This is a genomic window from Telluria sp. ZB4P34, from assembly GCF_059686055.1.
Map to the genome: position 1 here is coordinate 145,963 of NZ_JCASIF010000006.1, position 13,413 is coordinate 159,375.

14 protein-coding genes are annotated in these 13,413 nt (G+C 64.6%); 1 reads left to right on the plus strand and 13 read right to left on the minus strand.

Going from position 1 to position 13,413, the window contains the following annotated elements; genetic code table 11:
- Positions 1 to 54: 54 nt before the first annotated feature.
- Positions 55 to 462, plus strand: coding sequence for a hypothetical protein (locus AC56KL_RS12805; protein WP_497180538.1), 408 nt, complete (start codon positions 55 to 57; stop codon positions 460 to 462).
- 254 nt (positions 463 to 716) lie between these two features.
- Here AC56KL_RS12805 and AC56KL_RS12810 read toward each other — a convergent pair whose 3' ends face one another.
- The 13 genes from AC56KL_RS12810 to AC56KL_RS12870 form a co-directional block, all read right to left on the minus strand.
- Positions 717 to 1,073, minus strand: a complete 357-nt coding sequence (locus tag AC56KL_RS12810; RefSeq protein ID WP_497180539.1) for a ComEA family DNA-binding protein — start codon at positions 1,071 to 1,073, stop codon at positions 717 to 719.
- A 98-nt stretch (positions 1,074 to 1,171) separates the two neighbouring features.
- Positions 1,172 to 2,149, minus strand: coding sequence for a D-glycero-beta-D-manno-heptose-7-phosphate kinase (rfaE1, locus tag AC56KL_RS12815; RefSeq protein WP_497180540.1), 978 nt, complete (start codon positions 2,147 to 2,149; stop codon positions 1,172 to 1,174).
- Positions 2,150 to 2,161: 12 nt separating this feature from the next.
- Complete coding sequence (lapB, locus tag AC56KL_RS12820) at positions 2,162 to 3,337, minus strand: lipopolysaccharide assembly protein LapB (RefSeq protein WP_497180541.1); 1,176 nt, start codon at positions 3,335 to 3,337, stop codon at positions 2,162 to 2,164.
- A gap of 31 nt (positions 3,338 to 3,368) precedes the next feature.
- Entirely contained in the window at positions 3,369 to 3,692 is a 324-nt protein-coding gene (locus AC56KL_RS12825) for a LapA family protein (RefSeq protein WP_497180542.1), read from the minus strand.
- 295 nt (positions 3,693 to 3,987) lie between these two features.
- Positions 3,988 to 4,293: an integration host factor subunit beta gene (locus AC56KL_RS12830; RefSeq protein ID WP_036216108.1), complete on the minus strand. Its 306-nt coding sequence runs from the start codon at positions 4,291 to 4,293 to the stop codon at positions 3,988 to 3,990.
- 41 nt (positions 4,294 to 4,334) lie between these two features.
- Positions 4,335 to 6,041 (minus strand): 30S ribosomal protein S1, encoded by a 1,707-nt coding sequence (rpsA, locus tag AC56KL_RS12835; protein WP_497180543.1) that lies wholly within the window; start codon positions 6,039 to 6,041, stop codon positions 4,335 to 4,337.
- Positions 6,042 to 6,380: 339 nt separating this feature from the next.
- Positions 6,381 to 7,043 carry a (d)CMP kinase gene (cmk, locus tag AC56KL_RS12840; RefSeq protein WP_497180544.1) on the minus strand — a complete coding sequence of 221 codons (663 nt, stop codon included), beginning with the start codon at positions 7,041 to 7,043 and terminating at the stop codon, positions 6,381 to 6,383.
- 38 nt (positions 7,044 to 7,081) lie between these two features.
- Positions 7,082 to 8,413: a 3-phosphoshikimate 1-carboxyvinyltransferase gene (aroA, locus tag AC56KL_RS12845; protein WP_497180545.1), complete on the minus strand. Its 1,332-nt coding sequence runs from the start codon at positions 8,411 to 8,413 to the stop codon at positions 7,082 to 7,084.
- Entirely contained in the window at positions 8,410 to 9,324 is a 915-nt protein-coding gene (locus tag AC56KL_RS12850; protein WP_497180546.1) for a prephenate dehydrogenase, read from the minus strand. Before AC56KL_RS12850 ends, aroA begins: the two co-directional genes overlap by 4 nt.
- Positions 9,325 to 10,428 carry a histidinol-phosphate transaminase gene (gene hisC, locus AC56KL_RS12855; RefSeq protein ID WP_497180547.1) on the minus strand — a complete coding sequence of 368 codons (1,104 nt, stop codon included), beginning with the start codon at positions 10,426 to 10,428 and terminating at the stop codon, positions 9,325 to 9,327.
- Positions 10,429 to 10,458: 30 nt separating this feature from the next.
- Positions 10,459 to 11,529: a prephenate dehydratase gene (pheA, locus tag AC56KL_RS12860; protein ID WP_497180548.1), complete on the minus strand. Its 1,071-nt coding sequence runs from the start codon at positions 11,527 to 11,529 to the stop codon at positions 10,459 to 10,461.
- 148 nt (positions 11,530 to 11,677) lie between these two features.
- Positions 11,678 to 12,772 (minus strand): 3-phosphoserine/phosphohydroxythreonine transaminase, encoded by a 1,095-nt coding sequence (gene serC / locus AC56KL_RS12865; RefSeq protein WP_497180549.1) that lies wholly within the window; start codon positions 12,770 to 12,772, stop codon positions 11,678 to 11,680.
- 21 nt (positions 12,773 to 12,793) lie between these two features.
- A complete protein-coding gene (locus tag AC56KL_RS12870) occupies positions 12,794 to 13,342 on the minus strand; it encodes a DUF2059 domain-containing protein (RefSeq protein WP_497180550.1) in 549 nt (182 codons plus the stop codon).
- Positions 13,343 to 13,413 lie beyond the last annotated feature (71 nt).

The window sequence follows — 13,413 nt, forward strand, 5'->3', positions numbered from 1 at the left end:
CGGAACACAGGCCGGGCTCGTCTAGTATGGCGCCATACGGATAAGGAGCCCATCATGAAGAAACCGGCCATGTCACTGTTGTTGCTTGCCCTTGCATCGGTACCGTCCGCCGCCATGGCAGACTCCTGGAAACATGGACACGGCAAAGGCCGTCATGACCGCGTATACAAGCAGGTATATTGGGACGGGCACTGCAAGGTCGAGCAGAAATGGAAGAAAGGCAGGTACAAGGAAAAGCGCGAGTGCGCGCGTCCGGACCGCCACTATTCGGACCGTCGCCATTCGGACCGCCGCTACGATGAGCGCCGCTACCACGACCGCTACGACGGGCGTCCGGTCGTGCAGCAAGGCTACTATCCGGCATACGCGGGCCATGCGCCCCACTATGAGCGATATGAGCGATATGACCGTTATGACCGGCGCGAGCCGCAGGTCAACATCGCCATCCGCATCCGCCAGTAAGGTCGTGCCTGGCCGGACAGCGTGGCCTGCCCGGCCTTCCGGCAACAAAAAACCGCGTCGCCGCGGTAATGCTGTTCAGTTAGCGAAAAAATGTAGGGGTAGTCTGGTCCAGTGGACCAGACCACGCTTCGCCGGCCGCGCATTCAAATCACTGATGCACAGTGGCAGCTCACGTCGGAGCTGGACGCGCGGCCGGGAGAACCCGGCCACCCTACGCTTAACTGAACGGCATTAGCGTCGCCGCGGTTTTTGTTTTACATCGCCTTCTGCTCGGCCGGCTTCGCCTTGCCCCCGGCCTTGGCCGAGGTCTTCTCCGCCTTGGCCGGCTTGGCGGCGCCCGCTTCCATCGCCTTGCCGTTGACCACCAGTCCGGCCTCGGACAGTTTCATCGCCTTCTTGTCGCCCACGCCTTTCACGCGCTGCTGGAAGTCTGCCCAGTCCTTGAACTGGCCCTTGGCGCGCTCGTCGAGGATCATCTTCGACATGTTCGGGCCCACGCCCTTGACGCCGTCCAGCGCGGCCGTGTCGGCCTTGTTGACGTCCACCTGGGCGAAGGCGATACCGGTCGAGGCGACCAGTGCGGCAACAGCAAGCATCAGTTTCTTGATCATTACTCGTTCTCCGTAGGTTCACAAATGGATGGCGGCGCCATCCATCCTGCCCTAACGGAGCTGCCCGGCCGTCGTTGACGGTCGGCGCTTGAGCGAACTCAACCCGGGAACAGTTCCTCGCGGGTGACGGTGGCAGTACCCAGCTTGCCGACCACGATGCCGCCGGCGCGGTTGGCGGTGGCCAGCGCGTCGGCCAGCGGCGCGCCGGCGCCCAGCATGGCGGCCAGCGTCGCGATCACGGTATCGCCGGCGCCCGAGACGTCGAACACTTCGCGCGCGTCGGCATGCACATGCAGCACCTCGTCGGCGCTGTACAGGCTCATGCCTTCTTCCGAGCGCGTCAGCAGCAAGGCGTCCAGGCCCAGCTCGGCGCGCAGGCGCTGCGCCTTGTCGGTCAATTGCTCCTCGGTCTTCCAGGCGCCGACGACGCGCTGCAGTTCAGAACGGTTCGGGGTCAGGATGCTGGCGCCGCGGTAAGGCGAAAAATCGTCGCCCTTCGGGTCGACCAGCACGATCTTGCCGGCGGCGCGCGCTTCCTTCACCATCTCGGCCACGTTCACCAGCGCGCCCTTGTTGTAGTCGGACATGATCACCACGTCGTAGTCGGGCAGCAGCGCGCGGAACTGGTCGAGCTTGTCGCGCAGCACGGTCTCGGTCGGCGCATCCTCGAAATCGATGCGCACCATCTGCTGCTGGCGGCCGATGACGCGCAGCTTGATGATGGTGGAAATCGCGTCGTCGCGCTTCATATAGCTATGGATCGTTGCTTCGCGCAACAGCTTCTCGACCTCTTCCCCTGCTTCGTCCTTGCCGGTCACGCCCAGCAGGCCCGTGTGGGCGCCCAGTGCGGCGGCGTTGCGCGCCACGTTGGCGGCGCCGCCCAGGCGTTCCTCGCGGCGCTCGATGCGCACGACTGGCACCGGGGCTTCCGGGGAGATGCGCGAGACCTCGCCGAACCAGTAGCGGTCGAGCATGACGTCGCCCACCACGAGCAGGCGCACGCTGGAGAGTTCAGGGGCCGCCGCGCGGCGGAAGCTGTCTGCCGCCAGCAGGCGGCTCGGGATCGGGTGAGTCATAAGTTTGCTGCGTCAATTCATCACATTAAGTTCTTCGGTACGGCGCGGGGGATAGGTTTCCCAGCGGCTGCAGCCCGGGCATTGCCAGTAGAACTGGCGCGCCTTGAAGCCGCAGTGGCTGCACTGGTAGCGCGCCAGCTTCTGGGTGTAGCGCTGCACCAGGTTTTTCACCATCGACAGTTCCTCCCACACGTGGGCCGGTGCGTCCATCAGGCGCGCCTCCAGCAGCTTATCCAGGCCCAGCAGCGTGGGATTGCGGCGCAGTTCCTCGATCACCAGCTGTTTGGCAGCCTCCACGCCGTCGAGTTCGATAACCGCCTTGAACACCACTTCGATCAGGTCAATGGATGACGCTTCCGCCAGATAGGCGCGCAGCAGCTTGACCCCTTCCTGCGGTCGTCCGACCTTGCGGTAGCCGTCCATCAGGCGTGCTGCCACCAGCGCCACGTGCGGCACGCTCTGGTGCTCGACGCGGCGCCAGGTCTTCAGGGCCGCTTCGGCGTCGCCCTGCGCCAGCTGGGCATCGCCGATCAGGATGGTGGCGCGCACGCTGGAGCGATCGGCCTGCAGGGCCCGGTCGAGCAGCTGCATGGCGTCGCTCGGCTGCAGGTGCACCAAGGCGTCCTGGGCCAGTTCGCAGTAGAACTGCGCGATTTCCTTCTGGCGGGCGCCTGCGCCGGATTCCTGCAGGCCCACGGCCACGTCGATCGCGCGGCGCCATTCCTTTTCGCGCTGGTAGATCTCGAGCAGCGCGCGGCGCGCCTGTACCTCGAAGGGCGTGTCGACCAGCAGGTTGAAGGTTTCCTCGGCGCGGTCGAGCAGGCCGGCTTTCAGGTAATCCATGCCGAGTTCGTACTGGGCGTGGGCCTTCTGTTCGCTCGGCAGGTCGGGACGCGCGAGCAGGTTCTGGTGCACGCGGATGGCGCGCTCGGTCTCGCCGCGGCGGCGGAACAGGTTGCCGAGGGCGAAGTGCATGTCGGCCGATTCAGGGTCGAGCTTGACGATCTCGATGAAGGAGTCGATGGCCTTGTCGGGCTGGTCGTTGAGCAGGTGGTTCAAGCCCTTGAAGTAGCCGCGCGGAAGCGAGCGCGATTCGGAGACCAGTTCCTTGATGTCGACGCGGGCGGCGATCCAGCCCAGGCCGAAGAAGAATGGGATGCCGAGGAGCATCCAGATTTCGAATTCCATATGTTCTTGTTCTGTGTGGCGCCTGTGGCGCTTATTGGGCCAGCTTCTGCGCCGGGCTCACGGCATCCGGCTGCGGCGGCAGGTTGGCCGTGCCGGTGCCGGCGGCGCTCTGCAAGGCCTGGATGGTGTTCTGGTGCTGTGAAGTCTGGCGGCGCTGGCGGAACACGGTCGGGGTCAGGGCCAGGATGCCGAGTGCGGCGCCGGCGATGAAGAAGGCCAGCAGCATCAGCACCAGCGGGCCGCGCAGTTCGTAGCCCAGGAAGAGATAGAGCTCGACTTCCTGCGTGTTCTTCAGGGCGAAGCCGAAGAACAGCACGAACAGGATGATGCCAACAATGGTGGAGACAAATTTCATCAGCAGTGCCCGCTGGGTGAATGCGTAAATGGGTGCTCAAAGGCGAAGTGTCGCATATCCAACATGATATTTCAAAAGGCGAGGGGGTGCTCGACAGTGGGTGGTGCAAAGGTAGAGCTAATCCCTGCGCTATGGAATTACCGGAACGCCCTTGTTTGCGTTCACCAATCGCCTCAAGACCGTCACCCCGGCGCAGGCCGGGATCCAATTCTGTAGGCAAACCGCTGACGCAAGCACGAAAAAAAACGGCATCCCTGAAGGGACGCCGTTCTTGTCTGCGTGCTCGCAGACGACTTCAGTCTTCCATGATCGGTTGCCCGACCATCGCGTCCACCCGCTCGCGCAACTGCTTGCCCGGCTTGAAGTGGGGCACCCGTTTTTCGGGCACCATCACCTTGTCGCCGGACTTCGGGTTGCGGCCGATGCGGGGAGGCCGGCTGTTCAGCGCGAAGCTGCCGAAACCGCGGATCTCGATGCGCTGCCCCGTTGCCAGGGCATTGGTCATCGCATCCAGGATGGTCTTGACGGCAAACTCGGCATCTTTTGCCACCAGCTGAGAATAGCGCTCAGCCAGGCGGTTGATCAGCTCGGACTTGGTCATCTGGTCGCTCCTGTCAGAACTAAGTCTTGCTCAGTTCTTGCTCAGTTTTTGTTGTCGAACTTGGCCTTCAGCAGTGCGCCCAGGCTGGTGGTGCCCGAAGCAGCGCTGTTGTCGTTGGCCAGCTTGCTCATCGCTTCCTGGGTCTCGACATTGTCTTTCGCCTTGATCGACAGCTGGATGCTGCGAGCCTTGCGATCGATGTTGATGACCAGGGCTTCGACCTTGTCGCCCACTTTCAGGTGGGTGCCGGCGTCTTCCACGCGGTCACGCGAGATTTCCGAAGCGCGCAGGTAACCTTCGACTTCGTCGTTCAGGGCGATGACGGCGCCTTTCGGCTCAACCGACTTCACGGTGCCGGTGACCAGGGTGCCCTTGTCGTTCAGCGATGCGAAGTTGTTGAACGGGTCGCCTTCCAGCTGCTTCACGCCCAGCGAGACACGCTCGCGCTCGACGTCGATGGCCAGCACGACGGCTTCCAGCTCGTCGCCCTTCTTGAAGCGGCGCACGGCTTCTTCGCCGGCTTCGGTCCAGGACAGGTCCGACAGGTGCACCAGGCCGTCGATGTTGCCCGGCAGGCCGATGAACACGCCGAAGTCGGTGATCGACTTGATCGAACCCCTAACCTTGTCGCCCTTCTTGTGGGTCATGCCGAAGTCGTCCCATGGGTTCGCCTTGCACTGCTTCATGCCCAGCGAGATACGGCGACGCTCTTCGTCGATTTCCAGGACCATGACTTCGACTTCGTCGCCCAGCTGGACAACCTTGTTCGGAGCCACGTTCTTGTTGGTCCAGTCCATTTCCGAGACGTGCACCAGGCCTTCGATGCCCTGCTCGACTTCCACGAACGCGCCGTAGTCGGTCAGGTTGGTGACCTTGCCGAACAGACGGGTGCCTTGCGGGTAGCGACGCGACAGACCGGTCCACGGATCGTCGCCCAGCTGCTTGACGCCCAGCGAGACGCGGTTCTTTTCCTGGTCGTACTTGAGGACCTTGGCGGTGATTTCCTGGCCAACCGACAGCACTTCCGACGGGTGACGCACGCGACGCCATGCCAGGTCGGTGATGTGCAGCAGGCCGTCGATGCCGCCCAGGTCGACGAACGCACCGTAGTCGGTGATGTTCTTGACGACGCCGGTGACCACGGTGCCTTCCTTCAGGGTTTCCATCAGCTTCTGGCGCTCTTCGCCCATCGATGCTTCGATGACGGCGCGGCGCGACAGGACGACGTTGTTACGCTTGCGGTCCAGCTTGATGACCTTGAACTCCAGGGTCTTGCCTTCGAACGGGGTGGTGTCCTTGACCGGACGGGTGTCGACCAGCGAACCCGGCAGGAATGCGCGGATGCCGTTGGTCAGGACGGTCAGGCCGCCCTTGACTTTACCGTTGACGGTACCGGTGACGATCTCGCCCGATTCCATTGCTTTTTCCAGCGCCAGCCACGATGCCAGGCGCTTGGCCTTGTCGCGCGACAGGATGGTATCGCCGAAACCGTTTTCCAGCGATTCGATGGCCACGGAGACGAAGTCGCCGATCTGGACTTCCAGCTCGCCCTGGTCATTCTTGAATTCTTCGACCGGAATGAAGGCTTCCGACTTCAGGCCGGCGTTGACGATCACGAAGTTGTGATCCAGGCGCACGACTTCAGCCGAGATGACTTCGCCCGAACGCATGTCCTGACGCGACAGCGACTCTTCGAACAGGGCGGCGAAGCTTTCCATGCCGGTATCTTGATTGATTGCAGTAGACATAAAGGATATTACTCAAGTTAGCCCAGCAGGCCGGCGATAGTGCGGACTGAACTGGGGTTAGGTTGACACACACCTGCGACGGCGGAATTGCTGTCGCAGGCACCTACGAGAACGATGCGCGGCGAACGTGCGTAGAAGGCGAGCTTTCGACCACGCTCCCACGACCACGTACTCCTGCACGTCGTCCCCGCGAAGGCGGGGACCCAATTTCGTTTGCGCTTTCGCGGCGATGACTCAAGCCAACTAGACGCAAGGAACCTGGATTCCCGCCTGCGCGGGAAGTCTTCACTGCCAGTGGCAGTGAAGACAATTTGCGAAGGTATCAATACCCTTCAAAACTCAGGAATGCGCATACCACGCCAACACCTGTTCAACCGCTTCCGCAGCCGTCATATTCGAGGTATCGAGCAAGTGCGCATCCTCTGCCGGGACCAGGGGAGCGATGGCGCGCTTGGTGTCGCGCTCGTCCCGCTCCTTCAAATCCTTCAGCAGATCGTCCATATTAGCAGAAAATCCTTTGTCAATCAATTGCTTATACCGGCGTTGCGCCCTTGCCTCGACGCTTGCGGTCAAGAACACTTTTAGTTTTGCCCCAGGAAAGATTACCGTGCCCATGTCGCGCCCGTCGGCCACCAGGCCGGGGGTCTCGCGAAAGCCCAGCTGCAGGGCATACAGCGCCTGGCGCACGGTCGGCAGCGCGGCGATCTTTGATGCCATGTTGCCAACTTCTTCGGCCCGGATGGCCGCGGTGACGTTCTCGTTGTTCAGGAAAATGTCGCCCCCGACGAAATGCGCTGGCAGGTGCTCGGCCAGTTTGGCGATGCCGTGCTCGTCGCGCAGCTCAGTGCCGCGGCGCAGGGCCTGCAGCGCCGTCAGGCGGTACAGGGCGCCCGAATCGAGCAGGTGGAAGCCCAGGCGCTCGGCGACCTTGGCGGCGACGGTGCCCTTGCCCGAAGCGGTCGGGCCGTCGATGGCGATGACGGGAATGGGATTGTTCGGCATATGCGTGTGCAGGCGGCAGGGCCGCCTTGCTTGGTCGATTAAAACAGCTCGTTGCGCGCGATGCCCGCAAACGCCTCGAAGTACTCGGGAAAGGTCTTGGCGACGCATTTCGGATCGTTGATGCGCATGGCGTTTCCGCGCCGCGCCTTGCCGTCGAGCGAGGCCAGCGAGAAGCACATCGCCATCCGGTGGTCGTCGTAGGTGTCGATGGTAGCCGGTTTCAGCTGGTCGGGAGGCGTGATACGAATGTAGTCCGGCCCCTCCTCCACCTCGGCGCCCACCTTGCGCAGCTCCAGAGCCATGGCCGCCAGGCGGTCGGTTTCCTTGACGCGCCAGCTGGCGATGTTGCGCAGCGTGCTCGGGCCGTCGGCATACAGCGCCGCCACGGCGATGGTCATGGCGGCGTCCGGGATGTGGTTGAAGTCGGCATCGATGGCCTTCAGCACGCCGCTCGAGCGCGCCTCGATCCAGTTCTCGCCGCGGGTCACGATGGCGCCCATGCGTTCGAGCGCATCGGCGAAGCGCACGTCGCCCTGGATGCTCTGCTCGCCCACGCCCTCCACCCGCACCGGCCCGCCGGCGATCGCGCCGGCCGCCAGGAAGTAGGACGCCGAGGAGGCGTCGCCTTCGACGTGGATGCTGCCCGGCGAGACGTAGTGCTGGCCAGGGTGCACGGTGAACGAGGACCAGCCGTTCTGCTCCACCGTCACGCCGAAGCGGCGCATCAGGTTGAGGGTGATTTCGATGTAGGGTTTCGAGATCAGCTCGCCCACCACGTCGATCGACACGGCGTGCCCCGTCGCCATCAGGGGCGCCGCCATCAGGAGCGCCGTCAGGAACTGGCTCGACACATTGCCGCGCACGGCGATGCGGTTGGCTGCAATGCGGCCGCGCCGGATGCGCAGCGGCGGAAAACCCGGTTCGCCCGTGTACTCGATCTGGGCGCCCACTTCGTTCAGGGCGTCGACCAGGTCGCCGATCGGGCGCTCGTGCATGCGCGACACGCCGTGCAGGGTATAGTCGCCGCCGATCACGGCCAGCGCCGCCGTGAGCGGGCGGATCGCGGTGCCGGCGTTGCCCATGAAGAGGTCGGCCTCGTGGATCGGCAGCACGCCGCCGTTGCCGTGCACGAGCACGGTGCGTTCGTCCACCTCGTCCCACTTGATGCCGAGCGAGCGCAGCGCGCCCAGCATCACCATGGTGTCGTCCGAGGCCAGCAGGTCGTGGATCGTCGTCGTGCCTTGCGACAGGGCCGCCAGCAGCAGCGTGCGGTTCGAGATGCTCTTGGAGCCCGGCAGGCGCACGCGGCCCTCCACGTGGATCACGGGCTCGAGGTCGATGTGCTGCGGATAGTGTTTAGACTGCGTCATTCTGTGTCCTGATGCGGATGTTCGGACTGCGGGGGCGCCGAGCCGGCCTCGATCGCCTCGATCCACTCGCGCCGTGCGCGCTGCGCATTGGCGAAGACGGTTTCGAGGCCGCGTGCGTCGGCGGCGGCGAGCTGCGCCCGCAATGTAGTCAATTGTGCCAGATATGCATCGAGCTCGGTGAGCAGCGCATCGCGGTTGGCCAGGCTGATGTCGCGCCACATCTCGGGCGACGATCCCGCGATCCGGGTGAAGTCGCGAAAGCCGCTGGCCGCGTACTGGAACAGCAGGCCGGCGTGCGGCTTGGCGGCGATGTCGTCCACCAGCGCGTAGGCCAGCAGGTGCGGCAGGTGGCTGACGGCGGCGAACACGCGGTCATGGTCTTCCGGGCTCAAGGTGTGGATGAGCGAACCGCAGGCGCGCCAGGCGGCGGCCACCCGTTCCACGTCGTTCGCGGCGTTCTCCGGCAGCGGCGTGAGCACGGTCTTCTTGCCGCGGTAGAGCTCCGCGCGCGCGGCGTCCGGTCCGTTCGATTCGCTGCCGGCGATCGGGTGGCCGGGCACGAACTGCCGCATCCGGTCGCCCAGCGCTTCGCGCGCAGCCTGGACCACGTCGCATTTGGTGCTGCCGGCGTCGGTGACGATGGTGTGCGGTTCGAGATGGGGCAGCAGCGAAGCAAGGATGGAGCCGGTCTGCCCCACCGGCGCCGCCAGCAGCACCAGGTCCGCGCCGCGCAGCGCCTGCGCCGGCGAATCGCACACCTCGTCGACGATGCCCAGCTCCAGCGCACGCGCCATCGCCTGCGGATCGCGTCCCAGGCCGGCCACGTGGCGGACCACGCCGGCGCGCTTGAGCGCCAGTGCGAAGGAACCGCCGATCAGCCCGGCGCCGACGATGACGAGGCGGTCGATCATTCAGCCGATGACCTGCTTGAGGGCGGCGATGCATGCCGCGTTTTCCTCCGGCAGCCCGATCGAGATGCGCAGCCACTGGTGCAGGCCGTAGTTGCCGACCGGGCGCACGATCACGCCCTGCTTCAGCAAGGCCAGGTTGACGCGGGCGCCGGCCCCCTCGTCGTCGCCGACCTTCACCAGCACGAAGTTGCCGAACGAGGGTACGTATTCCAGGCCGAGTTCCTCGAAGGCGGCGGTCAGCTGCCGGTAGCCGGCGAAGTTGTTCTGCGCACCCTTCTCCAGGAAGTCCTTGTCGTTCAGCGCGGCGACCGCGGCGGCCTGGGCCAGCGAATTGACGTTGAAGGGCTGGCGGATGCGGTTCATCAGGTCGGTCACCGCCGGCTGGGCGATCGCGAAGCCCACCCGCAGGCCGGCCAGGCCATAGGCCTTGGAGAAGGTGCGAGAAACGATCAGGTTCGGATACTTGCGCACCCACTGGCTCGACTCGAACTGGTGCTCGGGCGCCAGGTATTCGTTGTAGGCCTCGTCCAGCACGACCACGACGTTCGAAGGCACTTTCTGCAGGAAGGCTTCGACGCGCTCGGCCGGGATGAAGGTGCCGGTCGGGTTGTTCGGGTTGGCGACGTAGACCAGGCGGGTGTCGCCTTGAATCGCGGCGGCCATCGCATCCAGGTCGTGGCCATGGTCCCTGGCCGGCACCACGATGGCGCGGCCGCCCACGCCCTGGGTGGCGAGCGCGTAGACGGCGAACGAGTACTGCGAGTACACCACCGACTCGCCCTTCTGCACGAACGCGTGCGCGGCGATTTCCAGGATGTCGTTGCTGCCGTTGCCGAGCGTGATCCAGTCGGCAGGCACGTCGTAGCGGCTGGAGAGCGCCGCCTTCAGCTCGAAGCCGTTGGCGTCCGGGTAGCGACCGAGGTCGGCGGCCGCCCGGGCCATGGCGGCGCGGCTCGATTCGGGCACGCCGAAGGGGTTTTCGTTGGAAGCGAGCTTGACGATCCTGGCTTCCTCGAGGCCGAACTCGCGGGCGACTTCAGCGATGGGTTTGCCGGCCTGGTAAGGGGCGATGGCGCGGACGTAATCGGGACCGAATTGGGACATGGGGATTCTCGAATAAAAGATAGAAAAAAATCAAAGGCTTTGCGGGTAGGAGCCGAGTATCTTGAAGAAAGCCGCGTTGTCCTTCAGCTCGCCGAGGGCGCGGGCCACCGCCGGATCACGCACGTGGCCTTCGATGTCGACGTAGAAGTAGTACTCCCAGGTGCCGATGCGCGCCGGGCGCGACTCGAAACGGGTCATCGAGACGCCGTGCTTCGCCAGCGGCGCCAGCAGGCTGTAGACGGCGCCCGCCTTGTTCGGCACTGCCAGCACGATCGAGGTGTGGTCGCGGCCGGAAGGCCCTGTTTCCAGGCTGCCGATCACGGCGAAGCGGGTGCGGTTGTGCGGGTCATCCTGGATGTGGGCCTGCACCACGCCGAGGCTGTACTGCTCGCCCGCCATCTCGCTGGCGATCGCGGCCACCGTGGGATCCTGGCTCGCCAGGATCGCCGCTTCGGCGTTCGATGCCACGGCGCGGCGCTCGATGCCGGGATGGTGCAGGTTGAGCCAGACCTGGCACTGGGCCAGCGCCTGCGAGTGGGCGCACACGACCGTGACGCCCTCCATGCTGCCGGTCTTCGTCATCAGGCTGTGGTGGACCGGAATCGATATCTCGCCGCTGATGACGGTGGTGGTGGCCAGCATCAGGTCGAGGGTGCGGTTGATCGCGCCCTCGGAGGAGTTCTCGACCGGGACCACGCCGAAGTCGGCGGTACCGGCCTCGGTGGCGCGGAACACCTCGTCGATCGAGACGCAGGGCAGCGTCTCGATGGCGGTGCCGAACTGCTGGTACACGGCCTGCTCGCTGAAGGTGCCCGACGGGCCGAGATAGGCGACCGTGACGCGCTTTTCCAGCGCGCGGCAGGACGACATGATCTCGCGGAAGATGGTCTGGACGTCGCGGTCCTTCAGCGGGCCGGGATTGCGCTCGGCCACGCCGCGCAGCACCTGGGCCTCGCGCTCGGGGCGGAACACGGGGGCGTTGGTCTCGGCCTTGACGTGGCCGACCTGCTGGGCGATCTGGCCGCGCCGGCCCAGGAGGTCGAGGATTTGCGCGTCGATCGCGTCGATCTGCTCGCGCAGGGGAGTGAGTTTGTCGTTCATCGTTAGCTCGTTATTCATGTCGCGGGCCGTTCATGCATTTGTTGGACGCGCGGTCGGCGGAGCCGGCCACCCTGCGTAGGGTGGCCGGCTTTGCCGGCCGCGCGTTCAACCGGCCCATGCGTTACCGCACACGCCGTTGAACGCATGGTCATCTTCCTGCGAATTCGTTCAAATAATCGACGAGGGCTTGTACACCCTCGAGCGGCATCGCGTTGTAGATCGATGCCCGCATGCCGCCGACGGACTTGTGGCCCTTCAGTTGCAGCAGCCCGCGCGCCTTCGCGCCGGCCAGGAATTTGTCGTTCAGGGATTCGTCGCGCAGGAAGAACGGTACGTTCATGCGCGAGCGGTTGTCTGGCGCGACGCGGTTCTGGTAGAAATCGTCGGCATCCAGCGCCTCGTACAGCAGGCGCGCTTTCTCGATATTGATGCGTTCCATGGCCGCCACCCCGCCCTGCTTCTTGAGGTGGGCGAACACCAGCCCGGCGATGTAGATCGCGTAGGTCGGCGGGGTGTTGAACATGGATTCGTGCTCGGCCACGGTCTTGAAGTGGAAAGCCGAGGGGCAGATCGGCAGCGCGTCCTCGAGCAGGTCGTCGCGCACGATCACCAGGGTCAGGCCGGCCGGGCCGATGTTCTTCTGGGCGCCGGCGAAGATCAGGCCGTACTTCGACACGTCGATGGTCCGCGACAGGATGTGCGAGGACATGTCGGCCACGATCGGCGTGCGCGGCCCGATCTCGGGCGCGAAGTTGTATTCGACGCCGTCGATGGTCTCGTTGGTGCAGATGTGCAGGTAGGCCGCGTGCGAGGTCAGGCGCCACGAGTCCTGCGGCGGCACCCCCAGGAAGCCGTTCGCTTCGCTCGAAGCCGCAATGTTGACGTTGGCGTAGCGCTTCGCTTCCTTGATCGACTTGCCCGACCAGGAACCGGTATGGATGAAATCGATCGTCGCCGGCTGCGGGCAGCAGCCGACCAGGTTGAGCGGGATGATGGCGTTCTGGCCGAGCCCCCCGCCCTGCATGAACAGGATCTTGTAGTTGGGCGGCACCGCCAGCAGTTCGCGCAGGTCGCGTTCCGCCTGCTGGTAGATCGAGATGAATTCCGGACCGCGATGGCTCATCTCCATCACCGACATGCCGCTGCCATGCCAGTCGAGCATCTCGGCTGCGGCCTGCTGCAGCACTTCCTTGGGAAGGACGGCCGGGCCGGCCGAGAAGTTATATACCTGCGTTTGCGCCATCCGGCGGTCCTTTCTGTTCGCTTAGGGTTTCTGGACGTCCTGGGCCATCTCCTGCATCAGCTTGCCGATGCGCGGCATCATCACGCGCTGGGCCGCCGCCATGCCTTCGGTGGACAGCTTCGGCGTGAGCGCCATCATCTTGCGGCCGACCGGGCTCTGGTAGAACACCGTCATTTCCTTGATCTCGGCCACCGTATAGTTGTTGGTGTACAGGGGCACCATCTCGTCGATCAGGGCGTCCATCAGGGTCGGATCGCTGAAGATCCTGCCGATCGACTGGGACATGTGCGGCAGGGACTGTTCGACCTTCGCCATGGCCTGCTTCTTCTGCTCCGCATTGAGCTTGGGATCGGCCTGGATCATGCCGCCCAACTGCTGGCGCATCATGGCAGGCATGGCTTGCAGCATCTGCGCATGCATGGCGCTCATGTTCTTGCGCATCTCCATCGCGTCGAACATGGCCTTGACGGCGACGGTGGCTTGCGGGTCAGCGGCGGGTGCGGCCAGGGCGAACGAGGGAATGGCCGCGAAGGCAGCGGCAGTGCTCAGGGCGAGGATCAATTTTTTCATTGTTGTGCTTGCGGGCCAGGTACCCGGTTCAGGTTGCTGTGCGAACCATACGGCCCGCACGAAAAAAAACG